At 66.1% G+C, this 16,193-nt stretch carries 13 protein-coding genes; 5 read left to right on the top strand and 8 right to left on the bottom strand.

All coding sequences use genetic code 11. From position 1 onward, the window contains the following. Positions 1-2: 2 nt before the first annotated feature. The 6 genes from QOH60_RS13360 to QOH60_RS13385 all read right to left on the bottom strand — a co-directional run bounded on the left by QOH60_RS13360 (position 3) and on the right by QOH60_RS13385 (position 8,898). On the bottom strand, positions 3-1,073 hold the full coding sequence (locus tag QOH60_RS13360; RefSeq protein WP_526421010.1) for a zinc-binding metallopeptidase family protein: 1,071 nt from the start codon (positions 1,071-1,073) through the stop codon (positions 3-5). After that, positions 1,066-1,977, bottom strand: a complete 912-nt coding sequence (locus tag QOH60_RS13365; RefSeq protein WP_526421012.1) for a transglutaminase-like domain-containing protein — start codon at positions 1,975-1,977, stop codon at positions 1,066-1,068. Before QOH60_RS13365 ends, QOH60_RS13360 begins: the two co-directional genes overlap by 8 nt. Further along, complete coding sequence (locus QOH60_RS13370) at positions 1,974-4,637, bottom strand: circularly permuted type 2 ATP-grasp protein (protein WP_526421014.1); 2,664 nt, start codon at positions 4,635-4,637, stop codon at positions 1,974-1,976. The genes QOH60_RS13365 and QOH60_RS13370 overlap by 4 nt, the downstream gene beginning before the upstream one ends. Further along, on the bottom strand, positions 4,637-7,963 hold the full coding sequence (locus tag QOH60_RS13375) for a transglutaminase family protein (protein WP_526421016.1): 3,327 nt from the start codon (positions 7,961-7,963) through the stop codon (positions 4,637-4,639). Before QOH60_RS13375 ends, QOH60_RS13370 begins: the two co-directional genes overlap by 1 nt. A gap of 76 nt (positions 7,964-8,039) precedes the next feature. After that, the gene (locus QOH60_RS13380; RefSeq protein WP_526421018.1) at positions 8,040-8,315 is read right to left on the bottom strand and encodes a hypothetical protein; all 276 of its coding nucleotides are present in this window, start codon (positions 8,313-8,315) and stop codon (positions 8,040-8,042) included. 112 nt (positions 8,316-8,427) lie between these two features. After that, a complete protein-coding gene (locus QOH60_RS13385; protein ID WP_526421020.1) occupies positions 8,428-8,898 on the bottom strand; it encodes a winged helix-turn-helix transcriptional regulator in 471 nt (156 codons plus the stop codon). A gap of 62 nt (positions 8,899-8,960) precedes the next feature. Between QOH60_RS13385 and QOH60_RS13390 the strand changes: the two genes are divergently transcribed. Continuing rightward, positions 8,961-10,145 (top strand): thiolase family protein, encoded by a 1,185-nt coding sequence (locus tag QOH60_RS13390; RefSeq protein WP_526421022.1) that lies wholly within the window; start codon positions 8,961-8,963, stop codon positions 10,143-10,145. Positions 10,146-10,241: 96 nt separating this feature from the next. Next, positions 10,242-11,330 carry an NmrA family NAD(P)-binding protein gene (locus tag QOH60_RS13395; protein ID WP_526421024.1) on the top strand — a complete coding sequence of 363 codons (1,089 nt, stop codon included), beginning with the start codon at positions 10,242-10,244 and terminating at the stop codon, positions 11,328-11,330. A gap of 91 nt (positions 11,331-11,421) precedes the next feature. Here QOH60_RS13395 and QOH60_RS13400 read toward each other — a convergent pair whose 3' ends face one another. Both QOH60_RS13400 and aspS read right to left on the bottom strand, forming a co-directional pair. Further along, positions 11,422-11,853: a nitroreductase family deazaflavin-dependent oxidoreductase gene (locus tag QOH60_RS13400; RefSeq protein WP_526421026.1), complete on the bottom strand. Its 432-nt coding sequence runs from the start codon at positions 11,851-11,853 to the stop codon at positions 11,422-11,424. Continuing rightward, positions 11,850-13,640, bottom strand: a complete 1,791-nt coding sequence (aspS, locus tag QOH60_RS13405; RefSeq protein ID WP_526421028.1) for an aspartate--tRNA ligase — start codon at positions 13,638-13,640, stop codon at positions 11,850-11,852. The genes QOH60_RS13400 and aspS overlap by 4 nt, the downstream gene beginning before the upstream one ends. A gap of 61 nt (positions 13,641-13,701) precedes the next feature. On the opposite strand from aspS, the gene QOH60_RS13410 reads away from it, so the two are divergent. From QOH60_RS13410 to QOH60_RS13420, 3 genes are all read left to right on the top strand, one after another. After that, the gene (locus QOH60_RS13410) at positions 13,702-14,583 is read left to right on the top strand and encodes an oxidoreductase (protein ID WP_526421030.1); all 882 of its coding nucleotides are present in this window, start codon (positions 13,702-13,704) and stop codon (positions 14,581-14,583) included. 147 nt (positions 14,584-14,730) lie between these two features. Continuing rightward, on the top strand, positions 14,731-15,909 hold the full coding sequence (locus tag QOH60_RS13415) for a patatin-like phospholipase family protein (RefSeq protein WP_526421032.1): 1,179 nt from the start codon (positions 14,731-14,733) through the stop codon (positions 15,907-15,909). A gap of 17 nt (positions 15,910-15,926) precedes the next feature. After that, the coding region (locus QOH60_RS13420; protein ID WP_526421034.1) for a hypothetical protein at positions 15,927-16,193 on the top strand (267 nt) is incomplete at its 3' end.

Genomic DNA, 16,193 nt, shown 5'->3' on the forward strand with positions numbered 1-16,193 from the left:
CGTCAGGAGGCCGCGGCGCCACCGGTGAGGACGTCGAGTTTGTCGGGCCCCGACGCCACCTCGTCGACGATCGTATGGATGAACCGCATCTTGTCCAGCACCGGCACTGGCAGCACGAAAGGGTAGAGATCGTCACGCCCCATCGACCGGTTCACCATGTTCAGCCCCCACGACAAGGGCAGCCACATCTCGATGAACGTGTCAAAGCTGCTCGGTCCCAGCACCTTTCGCTCATAGGTCGCGTTGGATGGAGCGAACCCGAATGCGGCTGCGGTGTCGAGGGTGTCGCGAATGTGCAGATAGTGCGCGAACGTTTCGGCCCAGTCCTCGGCGGGATGCATTGTTGCATAAGACGATACGAATGTTTCGTTCCAGCCCGGCGGAGCGCCCTGGTTGTAATGACGGTCTAGCGCCGCCTGGTAATCGGCGTCGGGGTCGCCGTAGAGCTCGCGGAACCCCGCGGTGTAGTCGTTCGACTGCCCGACGAGCCGGTAGAAGTAGTAATGGCCGATCTCATGGCGGAAGTGCCCGAGCAGGGTCCGGTACGGCTCGTCCATCGCCTTACGCAGTTGCTCGCGGTGCACGTCGTCGCCCTCGGCCAGATCCAGCGTGATCACCCCGTTGTCGTGGCCGGTGAAGACCTTTTCCTTCTCGCTGGACAACAGGTCGAACGCGAGGCCGTAGTCGGGATCGACGTCGCGGCCGACGATCGGCAGCTTCAGCTCGACGAGTTCGGCGATGAGGCGGCGCTTGGCTTTTTCCGCATCAGCGAACGCAGCCAGCGCGGTCGTGTCTTCGTCATTGGGCCGGGTGCGAGTGAGCCGGCAGGACTCGCAGAGCCGCCGGACCGGTTCCTTGGGTACCAGCCAATTGCATTTGGCCAGGTGCAGATTCGCGCACAGCTCGAACTTGGCCGCATCGAGGAAGCCGGGCTTTGCGGCCTCGTCTTCGTCGGCGATCACCAAGAGCGCCATGTCCTCCAACGAGAAGCCGAGCGGACGCTCGCACTTCAGGCACAGGGAATTCTCGAACGCGAGGTGCTGCCCGCAGTTGGGACATACGAAGTCACGCATAGACCACATCTCCCTCAAAAGGTTCGACGTCGACGGATACTTTGATCGTGCTTCGCTCCGAGTCGGTGTAGATGACGCCCCGCAGCGGCGGGATGTCTGCATAATCACGGCCCCAGCCGACGACCATGTACCGCTCGTCGGCCATCTGATCGTTGGTCGGGTCGAATGCCAGCCATTGATCTCCGGGGGTCCACACGGCGGCCCACGCGTGCGTGGCGTCGACACCGACCATGCGTTCTTTTCCCTCCGGCGGATCTGTGGCTAGATATCCCGAGACGTAGCTTGAAGCAAGACCGTTCGCCCTCAGACAGGCGATCGCCAGCCTTGCGAAGTCCTGGCATACCCCCTCGCGCGCCGTCAAAACCTCATCGACGAGCGTGGAGACCGTCGTCGAGCCGGACCGGTACGTGAAGTCTGCGTGGATGCGCGACGACAGGTCGGCCAGCGCGTCAATAAGCCTGCGTCCCTGGCGAAAACTCGGTGCCGCGTATTCGCGCACGGCATCGGTGATCTCCGGCGGCTGCAGGTCGAGGCTGAATTCGCTCGCGAGCGCACCGGAGTGGCCCACCGGTATCGACTCCTCCCAGGCCGCGATCGCCGGGCCGGTCACATACAGCTGGTGTGGTACCGGAGCCAGTTCGACGACGGACTCGCTGATCACCGACAATTCCTCATGCGGGGTCGTGACGTGGAAGTACGTGCTGATGTTGCCGTACGAGTCGAGGCTCGTGGAGCGGTCCGCGGGTTCGGGGGCGATGAGCAGCTCGTGGTGCAGGCACCGTTGCCGCGCCGTGTCCCGCGGCGTCAGGAAACCCCGGCCGTATGAACTCGTGACGACCTCGGAGTAGCTGTACTCGGTGCGGTGAAGGATCCGGTACCGCCGCAACGCGCCCCCTGCGCTCACGGCACCACCCGGCGTTCGTCGGGCCCCCACAACGGCTGCATCTCGCCGGGCAGCGACATCTGGGTGTCCGTGATGACGTCGGCGAGGTCGCGCAGTGCGGTGTGGATGCGCTCAAGCAGCCGGTCCAACTCAGCGCGCCGGCCGTCGGCGTCGACGACTTCGAGGTCGTTGGGGTCGAGCCGACGCAGCGTGGTGCTGATCTCGTCGATCAGACGCTCCGGCCGCGACGAACCCGTCGACCCGGGCAGCGTTTTCAGGTTGGCCCGGATGCGCTCGAGCTGGAACACCAGTGAGCGGGGGTTGGCTCCGTCGAACAGCACGAGGTCGGCGACCGCGGCCACACTCACCGTGCCAAGATTGCGCCTGCGGTAGATCACCGACGACTCGCAGGCCACCAACGCCGCCTCGGTGATCGCCAGCTCGGCGGCCGCCGAACGGGTTTCGGTCAGCGTGGACCGCAGCAGCGCGGTCAGCCCCAGCCCGCGTTCGATCCTCTTGCCGATGTCCATGATTGTCCAGCCCACGTCCTGCACCATCGACTCTGCTGCGACGCCGGCCAGGGCGAGCATTCCCGCCAGAGTCTGCTGCTGCGCGGCCGCCAGCAGCGCATCGCCTTCTGCCAGCGACTCGGGCGGGGTGTCCGACCGCCTGGACGCCGCACGTTCCACCGCAGCCAGAACACTCCATGTGTCCGTTGACAATTGGTCGCGCACTGCGCGCGCTGACAACCCAAGTCCCTCAACCGATTGGGCCAGCGAGCCTGGCCGGTGGCGGTCCACAGTGAGTGACCACAGCGTCGACGGGGCAACCGCGATCATCTCCGGGTGATCGGCGTCGATGCCGGTGTCCGTGCCGGTGATCAGTCCCAGTGCCGACAACAGCACCGGCACGCATTCGCTTTCCTCGATGTCCTGCCGGTGGCGGAATTCGTGGTAGCGCTCGCGGGTGACAATCAACAGGCGCGCCAGGTTTTCTGCCCGCTCGCCGTAGCGGCCCATCCAGAACAGATCGGACAGCACGCGCGGCGAGCTGACGCCTTGAGTCCCGGCGCCTGCCAGCGTCGAGAGCTCCACGGAGGGCACGGTCACCGTCTCGGCCCGCGCCCGCTCAGTGGGGCGAACCCAAACATCCTTGGCAGCAACGGTATTCAGTGCGAATGCGGCGTTACCGGCGGCCAAGACATAGCCCAGCCCGCCAATCATCGGCGCGTACCCGCCGCGTTGCGCCACGGTGAACAGGCGCAATCCCACGCCTGCGGCTGTCATGCCCCGCACGTGACCGGACGGCGCGGACGAGAACTCCGGGAGTTCCTGGCCGACCCACTGCCACGGCGCGGCGTCGATACGCGCGGCCAGCTCCGTCAGTTGCCGAGCCGACAGCGCCGGCCCGACCATCGTGGAACCCCCGGTGGTGGATTTGATCAGCAGCGACGGCAGGTGCGCCTTCAAGTACGACAGCTCGACGCCGATGCCGCCCCAGAACATCGGCGCGGTCTGCAACAGCGGCATTTCGCCGAAGTATTTCTGCGCCAGTTCGGGTAGAAACCGAAGCAGCCCAGGGCTTTCCAGAATACCGCTGCCAAGCGTGTTCACCACGGTGACCGCACCCCGGCGCTGCACCTCGACCAGCCCCACCACACCGAGGCGCGAATCGGCTCGCAGGTCCAGCGGGTCGACGAAGGCGGCGTCGACCCGGCGCAACACCACGTCGACACGTTTGAGCGTGCCCAACGACCGCATCCACAGCTTGCCCTCCCGGACCACCAGGTCGTCGCTCTCGACCAACGGGAAGCCCAGCAGCATGGCGAGGTAGGCCTGGTCGAAAGCGGTCTCGGAGTGAATGCCGGGGCTCAGCACCACGACGACAGGATCGTCGGCGGCGTCGGGGGCGGCGTCGATCAAGGCCAGCCGCAGCGCCTGGGAGAACGGCGAGGTGGGTCGCGGGGCGATCCGCTCGTAGAGGTCGGGCATCGCATGGGCGATCACCCGGCGGTCGGCGAGCGCGTATCCCGCGCCGGACGGCGCCTGCGCCCAGTCAGCGTTGGCCCGGAACGTCCCGTCCGCGCCCCGGCTCACATCGCAGGCGTGCATGAACAACTGGTGCCGGCCCGGGATGTCGATGCCACGAGCCGCCCGGAGGTAGCCGGGATGGCCGAACACCAGCTGGGGCGGCAGCAGGCCGCTGCTGATCACCCGCCGCTGCCCGTACAGGTCGGTGAGCACGGCGTCCAACAGCCGCGACCTCTGCAGCAGGCCGGCCTCCAGCGCCTCCCAGTCGGGCGCGGAGATCAGCAGCGGGATTCCGTCGAGCTGCCAGGGGCCGGGCGACGGGGCGCCGTTGCCGTTCGTGACCGCGTCGCCGTTCTGGTGGATGCGGATGTAGGTGATGCCGTCGTGATCGACGAGGCCCTGCACGACCGAGCGCAGCTGGTCGAGCCCGGCGCGCCCGCGGTCGCCGACCACGTCGGCCAGGTCGGCCCAGGGTGCACGGACATTTCCGGCGGCATCGATGAACTCGTCGTAACCGGCGCGCGGTCCGCCACGGAGTTCGAACAGTGCCTCTTGAGTGCGGGCCGCGCGGTAGCCGTCCAGCAGGCGATCGGGATCATGGCGGCCCGGGGCTGCCGCCTCGACCGGATCGGTGCCGCTCCTTGGGGCCATTACCGAAGAACGGTACGCACACGTCGCAGGTCGAGGATGCCAGGCGCGCCGACGTCGGTGGACAGGCGTGCCTGCTTTTCCCGGATGCCTGCAATGTCGATCCGGCCGGGCGTGAAACCGGTGGCCTCGAAGCGCCGGCTGCGCCGCGACTCGGCCTCGACGGCGTTCACGGGCGGCGCGTCGTAGGCGCGGCCACCGGGATGGGAGATGTGGTACGTGCAGCCTCCTGCCGACATGCCTGTGGAGGTGTCGATGAGTTCGAACCGCAGCGGCCCGTCGACGGTGATCGTCGGGTGAAGTGCACTGGGTGGCTGCCACGCGCGGAACCGGACGGCCCCGACCTGGATATCGGGGTTCACGGTGGCCAGCAGCGGCACCGGATACCCGTTGCAGGTGATGACGTAGCGCTGCCGCTCCGCGCCGATGACGCGGACTTGGATGCGTTCGACGGAGGAGTCGACGTATCGCGCGGTGCCGCCTGCGGTCGCTTGCTCCCCGAGCGTGTTCCACGGCTCGATCGCGCCCCGCAGCTCGATTTCGACACCGTCGAAGACCGCGGTGCCGATCCGGGGAAACCGGAACTCGGTGAACGGATCCAGCCACGCCGTCTCGAAGTCGACACCGTGGGCGCGCAGGTCTGCGGCGACCTCGGCAATGTCATGAATAATGAAGTGCGGCAACAGATACCGTCCGTGCAGGTTATCACCGTGGCGGATCAGCGGCGCACGCAGCGGCTCGTCCCAGAACCACGCGACCAGCGATCGCACCAGCAGGGACTGGACCATCGCCATCTGGACGTGCGGGGGCATTTCGAAGCCGCGCAGCTCCAGCAAACCCAGCCGGCCGCGCGGGCTGTCGGGACTGTAGAGCTTGTCGATGCAGAACTCCGCGCGGTGCGTATTGCCGGTGATGTCGGTGAGCAGATGCCGAAGGGCACGGTCGGCCACCCACGGGCGCCCACCGCCGCCCTCCGTGAGGCGCGCGATCTCGGCGAACGCGATCTCCAACTCGTAGAGCGCCTCCGCGCGACCCTCGTCCACCCGGGGCGCCTGTGACGTGGTGCCGACGAACCTTCCCGCGAAAAGGTAAGAGAGCGAAGGATGTCGCTGCCAATACGTCAACAGCGACACGAGCAGGTCGGGACGACGCAGCAGCGGGGAGTCGGCGGGAGTGACGCCGCCGAGCGTGATGTGGTTGCCGCCGCCGGTGCCGCCGTGGGTCCCGTCGACGTCGAACGACTCGGTGGACAACCGTGCCAGTCGGGCCTGCTCGTACAGCGTCTCCAGCTGTTGCTTCTGCTCGGCAAAGCTGGCGGTCGGTGCAATGTTGACCTCGATCACGCCAGGATCGGGGGTGATCGTCATCGATGTCACACGCGCATCCGGTGGCGGGCCGTAGCCCTCGATGACGACGGGGCACCTGGTCTCCGCGGCCGCTGTTTCGATCCGCCCGATCAGGTCGACGTAGTGCTCGAGTTCCTCTGTGGGCGGCATGAAGACATGCACCAGCCCGTCTCGCACCTCCGCGACCATCGCGGTGGTAGGGACGGCGTCGTCGTCGTCGGGATCGGCGTCGGCAGGCTTTGCGGCGGGCGCTATCCGCGTGGTGGGCAACGGTCCCCTTCGCACCAGCGGGTCGGCCTCCGTCGGCGGAGGCGGCGGGCGCCAGCTGATCGAGTCCAACGGCAACCGCAGGCCCGCGGGAGAATCACCGTCCACCAACACAATTCGGCCCCGGCGGAGTTGCCAGTCGGCGCTTGCCCACCCGCTGTCGTCGTCGCTCCAGTGCAGCGGAAGCACATACGCGGTCGGGTCGGTGACGGAGGCTTCTAGCCGGCGCTGCAACGCAGCACGGGCTTGGATTCCGTCGGCGGCAAGATCATCCGGCGGAATCACCGCGTCGCCGGCGGGCAGTCGCGCCGCGGCGGCAAGCCGGCTCAGGGCATCCTCATAGGCCGCCCGCACCTGGGTCGCTGGCAGGTCTAGTCCGGATGCGATTGCGCTCAGCAGCGATTGCGCGGCGCCTGCGTCGTGTTCGTGTTCGAACTCGTCGGACCATGGATCGGCGAGCAGCGCGTCGTCGTGCCACAGCGGCACGCCATCGGCGCGCCAGCGCAGCGCAATTTCCCAGCGCGGCAACGGTTCCCCGGGATACCACTTGCCTTGGCCGCGTTGCACCAGGCCCTGTGGCGCCCACACGGTCCTCAGCCGCGTCGCCAAATCTGAGGCACGCTTGCGCTTGAGGGGCCCGTCGGCCGCCGTCGTCCATTCGTCGTCGACCTGGTTGTCGATGGAGACGAACGTCGGCTCCCCGCCCATCGTCAACCGGACGTCCGCGGAGGCGAGGCGCTCGTCGACTTTCGCCCCGAGCTCGCAGATCGCCGTCCACGCCTCCGGGGTGTACGGCAGCGTGACGCGCGGGTCTTCGTGCACGCGGGTGACGGTGTTGGAGAAATCGAGCACCGTGCCCAGCGGCTCGGTGGCTTTTTCGATCGGTCCCGCGGTCGACGGGTGCGGGGTGGCCGCAAGGGGGATGTGGCCTTCGCCGGCGAACAGCCCCGACGTCGCGTCCAGGCCGATCCACCCCGCACCCGGAATGTAGACCTCGGCCCACGCGTGCAGGTCGGTGAAATCGGCGGCGGGCCCCGACGGGCCGTCCAGGGCGGGCACATCGGATGCCAGCTGCACCAGGTAACCCGAGACGAACCGCGCGGCCAGCCCCAATTGCCGCAGGATCGACACGAGCAGCCACGCCGAGTCGCGGCACGACCCGATCCGGGTGCGCAGCGTGGTGTCCGGGGTCTGAACACCGGCCTCCATCCGCACGGTGTAGCCGACCTGGGCGTTGACCGCGGCGTTCAGCTGGACGAGGAAGTCGATGGTGCGGAAGTTCTGCGGAATCGAGAAGTCGCTAACCCACGCCTGCACGACCTCGCCCGGGCCGGAACCCTCTGCGTCTTCGTCGACCGGTCGCAAGTAGGGGCCAAGGTCGTCGGCCATCGCCTTGGGATAGCCGAACGGCATGTGCTCGGCCCAGTCCTCGACGAAGAAGTCGAACGGGTTCACCACTTTCATGTCGGCGATCACGCCGACTGTGATGACCACCTGCTGTGTACGGCTGGTGAAGGTGACGCGGGCCTGGTAGTTGCCGAATGCGTCCTGCTGCCAGTTGATGAAGTGGTCGGCAGGCTCGACGGTCAGCGAGTATGCCTCGATCGGGGTCCGGGAGTGCGGCGCGGGGCGCAACCGCACCACATGCGGGTCCGGCAGGACCAGCCGGTCGAACGTGTAGCTGGTGCGATGCTCCAGCGCCACTTTGATGCCCACGGTGGGAATCCCATCACACGAGCGCAAGTGCTGCAGATTTGCGCTCAAGCCCGGCCGTCAGGTGGCGCCGCGAGGATCAGCGGCCGTGCGCTGGGGAATGGACTCCTGGATTCGTGTCGGTCAGCTCCATCTCGCTCGGTGCTTCCACCTCGGGGATGTCGCCTGGCGCGCAGTTGAGCGACTCGTCACCTGGTTCAGTGCTCACCGCGCAGCCCGGGGGCTCCGCGACCACGCGAGGAGCACCCGCGTCAGGCGAGCCCCCAAATGTGGCGACCGCAGGTGCCACAACCACCGCGAGTCCAAGCGCCACGGCGAAAGCGGTTCGGCGTGCTGTGAATTCGATCGATGCCATCTCCACACTTCCTGTCTGAGCCTCGACGGTTGTCGAGAAGCTCGCTGTTCAAGGTGAAGTCACTGTACTGGTGGAATTTGCCCGGCGCCGACTATTTGACGAAAACTGTTGTTTATGCCCTGTTCAACCGTAGGGCCAATTCCTCGGGTGGCACGAAATGCCCTTCATTGCAACGCATTTCGACACCGACCTCGCTATTGCACTCGGCGTGCGACAGACGAAGCGGTACCGGATCAGGCAGATGCCGCTGGCCCCATTGGAAGAGCGCCCACACGACGGGCATGAAATCTACGCCTGCCGAGGTGAGGACATATTCGTTGCGGGTGCGCTGGCCAGGGCTCTGGTAAGGCCGCCGGGCCAGGAGCCCGGCCTCGACAAGCTCGTCGAGCCGCGCGGCCGCCGCTGCCCTGGTGATGCCGACGCGTTGGCAGAAGTCGCCGAACCGGGTCGTGCCGTAGTACGCCTCGCGCAGGATCAGCAGCGCCGATCTGGTACCTACCAGCCCTAGTGTCCGCTCAATTGGGCACTCCCCAGCCGCTGACCAGGCGTTTCGGTCTTCGAGCGCACCTTGCAGCAGCGCCATGGAATCACCTCCTGCCTTCCGATGTTACGTTGAGTATATACAACTATACCCAGGAGGTAGTTATGGCCGGACTTTCAGGTCGGGATGCGGTGATCGTCGGCGCGGTTCGCACGCCGATCGGTAAGGGAAAGCCCAGCGGCGCGCTGTACGGCGTACACCCGACGGACCTTCTCGCGCACAGCCTGCGCACGCTCGTCGAGCGGACGGGCATCGACCCGGCGCTCGTCGACGACGTGATCGCCGGCGCAGTCACGCAGGTGGGCGATCAGGCCGTGAACATCGCCCGCAACGCTCTGCTGGGCGCGGGCTTCCCTGAGTCGGTACCGGGAACGACCGTCGACCGGCAGTGCGGAAGCAGCCAGCAGGCCATTCACTTTGCCGCTCAGGGCGTCATCTCCGGCGCCTATGACATTGTCGTCGCTGCCGGCATCGAATCGATGTCGCGCGTTCCGATGGGATCGTCCGTTCTTCCCGGCACCGACCCGTTCGGCGAGGATTTCAAGAGGCGCTATTCCGAAGGGCTTGTCCCGCAGGGCATCAGCGCTGAGCTGATCGCCGCCAAATGGGGATTCTCCCGGACGCAGCTCGACGAGTTCTCGGCTGGCAGCCACGAGAAAGCAGCCCGCGCAACCAAAGACGGGCTGTTCGAGAACGAACTCGCCCCGATCGGCGGTTTCTCCGCCGACGAGATCATCCGGCCCGGTACCACTGTGGACACCCTCGCGGGGTTGAAGCCTGCGTTCTTCAACGAGGCGTATTCGGCGCGGTTCCCGCAGATCAACTGGGCGATCACGCCCGGCAACTCGTCGCCGCTGTCCGACGGCAGTGCGGCGCTGCTGATCACCTCCAGCGACGTGGCCAAGCGATTGGGCTTGCGGCCGCTGGCGCGGATCCACTCGGTGGCCGTCGTCGGCTCCGATCCGCTGTACATGCTCACCGGCGTGATCCCTGCGACCGAGAAAGTGCTGCGGCGGGCTGGATTGGCGCTCTCCGACATCGATCTGTTCGAGGTCAACGAGGCATTCGCACCCGTTGTCATGGCATGGGCCGCCGATACGGGCGCTGATCTGGCCAAGACGAACGTCAACGGCGGAGCGATCGCGATCGGGCACCCGCTCGGCGCCAGCGGCGCGCGGATCATGACGACACTGGTCAACGCGCTCGAACAACGCGGGGCGCGCTACGGGTTGCAGACGATGTGCGAGGGCGGCGGCATGGCCAACGCGACGATCATCGAGCGTCTCTGACGTTCCCTCAGCCGCGAAATGGAATTCCATGTAGTTGCCGGCCCCTTCGAGCTACAGGGAATTCCGTTTCGCGAAATGAAAGGAAAACTGCCGACCATGACCACTCACTCCACGTCCAAGATCTTTGTCATCGGAGGCACCGGGGCCCAGGGCATCCCGGTCATCCGCGCTCTGGTCGCCGACAAGATGTACTCCGTTCGCTTCCTCAGCCGCGATGCCACCTCTCGACGAGCCCGGGAGCTCCTCGCCCTCGACAACGTTTCCGTCGTGGAAGGGTCATTCGCTGACGAGGCCGTCCTGCGTGAAGGATTCCGCGGTTGCGACGGAGCGTTCATCAACATCGACGGGTTCAACACCGGCGAGAAGGCCGAGATCTACTGGGCGATGCGCGCTTACGAGATAGCCCTCGAAGAGGGCATCAAATTCTTCGTGTACGGAAACCTGGACTACGGGCTCAAGAAATCAGGATATGACTCTCGGTTCCGCACCGGCCACTACGACGGCAAGGGTCGTGTGGGCGAATGGATCTTGTTTCAGAACCAGGTGAATAGCGATCGGATGGGAGCAGCGCTCTTCACGTCGGGTCCGTATATCGAGATGGTGATTTCGCCTGGGACACCGATGACACCTAACGTCGAAACCGGCGTTGTCACGTGGAGAGTTCCGCTTGGCGACGGAGCCGTCCCGCATGTGTCGCTCGAGGATTGCGGATATTACGTTCGTTGGCTTTTCGACCATCCAGAGCGCGCTAATGGTATGGATCTTGAAGTCGCCGTTGATCACATTGCCTATACCGATCTCGCAACGGCGTTCGAGAAGGTCACCGGGCATCCGGCGCTATACGTCGACACCGATTTGGACACCTACTGGCGCAACGGTCCGCTCAGCGCGGGCGCAGATCGGCCCGCGGGGTACAACGCGGATCCAAATGACAAGAGCACCATGACAATCCGCGACAATTTCACGGGCTTCTGGAACCTCTGGAAATACGGAATCGTCAAGCGTGACTATGCGTTGCTCGACGAGATCCACCCGAACCGGATCCGCAGTGCCGAGGAGTGGTTCAGGCGAGAAGATCAGAGGGGGCGAGAGCTCGGCAAGGGCGGCCTGTGGGACCGGGTTCAGCCGGAGAACCGGGCGCCGATTCTCAAGATTGGCGAAGACAAGCGGCAAGGAAAGCTGTAGCGGGGCATCGCCTAGCGCCGAAATCTGCATGAGGGTCGTGTTTGGGCGAAATCCACGACCCTCACGCAGAAATGGCGGCATCGAGGGCGCGTCAGGCGCGCGTGAGCACGAACAGCGGGATCACCCTGCTGGTCAGCTTCTGGTACTCACCGAACCAGGGCGCTACCGCGATCAGCTGCTGCCACACTTTCTCGTGCTCGTCAGGTGGAAGTTCGCGCGCGACAACGTCATACGACTCGGCGCCGACTTCGATGTGCGCTTGCGGGTTCTTCCGCAGGTTGTGCACCCACAATGGATGCACGTCCGCACCGCGATACGACCCCATGATCAGCATTTTGCCGTCGATGTTCTCATAGATCAGCGGGCTGGTGCGGAGCTGTCCGGACTTCGCGCCCGTCGTCGTCAACAGCAACATGTTGGCCGCGGCGAACGCTCCGCCCACCCTCCCACTGTTGGCGCGGAATTCATCGACCACGCCTGTGTTGAGGCTCTTCAATTCAGCGGCGTCGGGCTTTTCGGTCATTTCTTCTCTTCCTTCGGTTTGACGACCGCGATCCCGACCTCTTTGAGCTGCTGGTCGGTGATCGGCGCAGGCGCTTCTGTCAACGGGTCGACCCCGCCGCCCGTCTTCGGGAATGCGATCACCTCGCGGATCGAGTCCATCCTGGACAGCAACGCGTTGATGCGATCCCACCCGAAAGCGATGCCGCCGTGCGGCGGCGCGCCGAAGGAGAACGCGTCCAACAGAAACCCGAATTTCTCCTCGGCCTCCGCCTTGTCGATGCCCATCACCGCGAACACGCGCTCCTGGACGTCGCGGCGATGGATACGGATTGAGCCCCCGCCGATTTCGTGGCCGTTGCACACGATGTCGTACGCGTCGGCGAGCACCCCGCCCGGGTCGCTCTCGATCTCCTCAACCGACTCCGGCTTGGGTGACGTGAATGCGTGGTGCACAGCCGTCCACGCTCCCGATCCGACGGCGACGTCGCCAGCCGCGGTGGCCTCGTCCGCGGGTTCGAACAGCGGCGGGTCCACCACCCAGACGAACGCCCAGGCGTCCGGGTCAATCATGGTGAGCCTGCGCGCGATTTCGATGCGCGCAGCGCCCAGCAGCGCCCGCGACGACTTGGGCGGGCCGGCCGAGAAGAACACGCAGTCGCCGGGCGAGGCGCCGACGTGGGCCGCCACGCCCCCGCGTTCGGCATCAGAAAGGTTCTTGGCCACCGGCCCGCTCAGTGTGCCGTCGTCGCCGACGAGCACGTACGCCAGCCCGCGGTGACCGCGCTGCTTGGCCCACTCCTGCCAGCCGTCCAGCGTCCGCCGTGGCTGCGACGCGCCGCCCGGCATGACGACCGCCCCGACGTACGGCGCTTGGAAGACGCGAAAAGGCGTGTCGCGGAAGAACTCTGTGCACTCGACGAGTTCCAGCCCGAATCGCATGTCGGGTTTGTCGGAGCCGAACCGGCGCATCGCGTCGGCGTACGCGATCCGCGGCAACGGCGTCGGCACCCGGTAGCCGACCAGCGCCCACAGCGCCGTCAGGATCTCCTCCGAGATCGCGATCACGTCCTCGGCGTCGACGAAGCTCATCTCCATGTCGAGCTGGGTGAACTCCGGCTGCCGGTCGGCTCGGAAGTCCTCGTCGCGGTAGCAGCGGGCAATCTGGTAGTAGCGTTCCATACCCGCCACCATCAGCAGCTGCTTGAACAGCTGCGGGCTCTGCGGCAACGCATAGAAGCTCCCGGGTTGTAGCCGTGCCGGCACGACGAAGTCGCGCGCTCCCTCCGGTGTGGAGCGCGTCATCGTCGGGGTCTCGACTTCGACGAAGTCGTGGCGGGCCAGTACCTCGCGGGCAGCGGCATTCACTTTGGAACGCAACCTGATTGCCCCACCGGGGCCGTCACGGCGCAGGTCGAGATACCGGTACTTCAGCCGCGCCTCCTCCCCCGCCGGCTCGTCGAGCTGGAACGGTAGCGGCGCGCTCTCGCCGAGAACGGTCAGCGACGTCGCGTCGACTTCGACCTCGCCCGTAGGGATTTCGGGGTTGGCGTTGCCCTCCGGACGGACCTCGACGACACCCTGCACCGCGATGCAGAATTCGGCGCGAAGCCGGTGTGCCTGCGCGAGCACGTCACCCTCGCGGAACACCACCTGCGACACCCCGGACGCGTCGCGCAAGTCGATGAAGATCACGCCGCCGTGGTCGCGACGGCGCGCCACCCAACCGGCCAGCGTCACCGTCTGCCCGGCGTCGGCGACGCGAAGTAACCCCGCAGCATGGGTGCGCAGCACGAAAGCTCCTGTCAAAGAGGTGGCAAAGACGAGTGCTCAGTCTAGATGTGGGCGATGTCCCGGTAGCTTGGCGGACGTGAGCGTGCGCGTCGCGGTCGTGGGTCCCGGGGCCGTCGGGGCGACGGTCGCGGCCTATCTGCAGAGGGCCGGGTACCCGGTGGTGCTGTGCGGGCGCACCCGTCGTGACGACGTAGAGGTGCGGCCCGACGGCGCGGAGCCGATCATCGTGCCAGGGCCGGTGCACACCGATCCGGACGAACTCAGTGGGCGGGTTGACCTTGTGACGCTGGCGGTCAAGACCACCCAGCTCGAAGATGCGGCGCGATTTCTCAGCGTGCTGGCTGACGAGACCACCACCGTCGCCGTGCTGCAGAACGGTGTCGAGCAGATCGAGCTGGTTCAGCCGCACTGCCCGCGGTCGACGGTCGTGCCGGCGATCGTCTGGTTCGGCGCGGAGACACAGCCCGCCGGGTGGGTGCGACTGCGCAGCGATCCGCGGCTGACGCTGCCGGCCTCGGCCGAGTTCGTCATCGATGTGCTGACGAAATCCGGCTTTGCCGTCACGGTCGCATCGGATTTCGCTACCGAGGCATGGCGCAAGCTGCTCGTCAACGCGCTCGCCGGGTTCATGGTGCTGTCCGGCCGCCGCTCCGGAATGTTCCGGCGCGACGACGTCGCTGCGCTGGCGCGGCGCTATCTCGCCGAATGCCTTGCGGTTGCACGCGCGGAGGGCGCCAACCTCGCCGACGACGTGATCGACGAGATGGCGCAGATGTTCGCATCAGCCCCGGAGGACATGGGGACGTCGATGCTGTTCGACCGCGAGGCGAACCGGCCGCTGGAGTGGGACATCCGCAACGGCGTGATCGTGCGCAAGGCCCGCGCGCACGGGCTGGCCACGCCGATCAGCGACGTGCTCGTGCCGCTGCTCGCGGCGGCCAGCGATGGGCCGGGTTAGACGCCTGGGCTCACCCGCCGTGTGTGCCACACCGGGCTGACGATGCCCGTCGAAGTTCGGCTCAGTCGAGTCGAATCGCACTCACGACGCATCGGCCCGACGTAGGCTGTGCGGTGAGATGCATCGCTGACGCGGGAGGGGTGGGCGATGACGGACTCGGTACTAGGCGAGGCCTTGAGCCCGGTCCGCACGATTCCAGCCGATCGGGGCAGAGAGCCAGAAGACGGTCTGGCACTGTGCCTTTCGGGCGGCGGGTACCGCGCCATGGTCTTCCACATCGGTGTGCTGTGGCGGCTGAATGAAGTCGGCTTGCTGCCCACCATTAAGCGGTTCTCCAGCGTTTCCGGCGGCTCCATCACAGCGGGTGTGCTCGCGATGAATTGGACGCAGCTCGGTTTCGACGACCGAAATGTCGCGTCCAACTTCATTGGCGCAGTCGTCAACCCCCTACGCGGCATGGCAGGTACTCGTGTCGACGTCCCGGCGGTCATCACCGGCTCGGTGTTGCCAGGCACATCGATCTCCGATCGTGTTGCGGACGCGTACCGGCGGCACCTGTTCGGCCACACGACGCTACAAGATCTTCCCGAGCCACCGCGCTTCGTCTTCAACGCAACGAACCTCGAGTCCGGCGCTCTGATGCGATTCAGCAAGCCCTATCTCGCCGACTACCGCATCGGGCGAATCGCCAATCCGAAGCTGGACCTCGCGGTGGCCGTCGCGGCGTCGTCGGCCTTTCCACCCGTCCTCTCGCCATTCGTCCTGCGGTTGAAAGGCCAGGAGTGGATCACCGAGAAGGAAGGGGAGGAGCCAGACCTCACCGCGAAGGAATTCCGCGACGAGATCACGCTTACCGATGGTGGCGTATACGACAACCTCGGCCTCGAGACCGCCTGGAAGAATTACAAATCGATCTTGGTCAGCGACGCAGGCGGCCACTTCGCCGAAGAACCTGATCCGGCGACGGACTGGGCACGTCAGACGTACAGGGTGCTGAAGCTCATCGACAACCAGGTCCGATCATTGCGTAAGCGCCAGGTCGTCGGCTCCATCAAGGAGGGGTTTCGGGACGGGATGTACGTCGGCATCCGCAGCGCCGTAGCGAAGGACTTTCCAAGCGCCAAGTTGCCTGCCGATCCGAACCAGACCAAGGATCTCGCCGACGTGCCGACGCGACTCGACGCGCTCGAACCCGCCCTGCAGGAACGGCTTATCAACTGGGGCTATGTCGCCTGTGACGGGGGGCTGCGATCTTACTTCATGCCGGACAAGCTCCACGGCGTCCCCGCCACGCCGCTGCCGTACCCCGAACGACCGTTGAGATAACCGAAACGGAGGGATACGTGACCACAGCCGAGACAACTCTGGGGCCGCCGCTCGCCTCACCGCGGCGGCGACGACTACGGACGTACGCCTTCGACCCGATGTCCACCCGACTGTCTGGCCAGTTCCTCACCGTCAGCGTGCCTTTCGAGGCCGACCTGAGGCCAGGGCCCGACGGGGAATTGGTACAAGTGGTCGACTTCGACCCGGTGCGCAAGCATTGGTTTGCCCCAGTCAATCTCAACGACCCATTCATCCTTGCGCAGGACGGGCTGCGGCCCAACGAG

The organism is Mycobacterium sp., assembly GCF_032159765.1.
In the GTDB taxonomy this organism is placed as follows: Bacteria; Actinomycetota; Actinomycetes; order Mycobacteriales; family Mycobacteriaceae; genus Mycobacterium.

Excerpts from the sequence above, each read along its gene's own strand:
- QOH60_RS13360 (WP_526421010.1), bottom strand. The coding sequence starts at position 1,073 with ATGCGTGACTTCGTATGTCCCAACTGCGGGCAGCACCTCGCGTTCGAG.
- QOH60_RS13370 (WP_526421014.1), bottom strand. The coding sequence starts at position 4,637 with ATGGCCCCAAGGAGCGGCACCGATCCGGTCGAGGCGGCAGCCCCGGGC.
- QOH60_RS13380 (WP_526421018.1), bottom strand. The coding sequence starts at position 8,315 with ATGGCATCGATCGAATTCACAGCACGCCGAACCGCTTTCGCCGTGGCG.
- QOH60_RS13385 (WP_526421020.1), bottom strand. The coding sequence starts at position 8,898 with ATGGCGCTGCTGCAAGGTGCGCTCGAAGACCGAAACGCCTGGTCAGCG.
- QOH60_RS13390 (WP_526421022.1), top strand. The coding sequence starts at position 8,961 with ATGGCCGGACTTTCAGGTCGGGATGCGGTGATCGTCGGCGCGGTTCGC.
- QOH60_RS13395 (WP_526421024.1), top strand. The coding sequence starts at position 10,242 with ATGACCACTCACTCCACGTCCAAGATCTTTGTCATCGGAGGCACCGGG.
- QOH60_RS13400 (WP_526421026.1), bottom strand. The coding sequence starts at position 11,853 with ATGACCGAAAAGCCCGACGCCGCTGAATTGAAGAGCCTCAACACAGGC.
- QOH60_RS13415 (WP_526421032.1), top strand. The coding sequence starts at position 14,731 with ATGACGGACTCGGTACTAGGCGAGGCCTTGAGCCCGGTCCGCACGATT.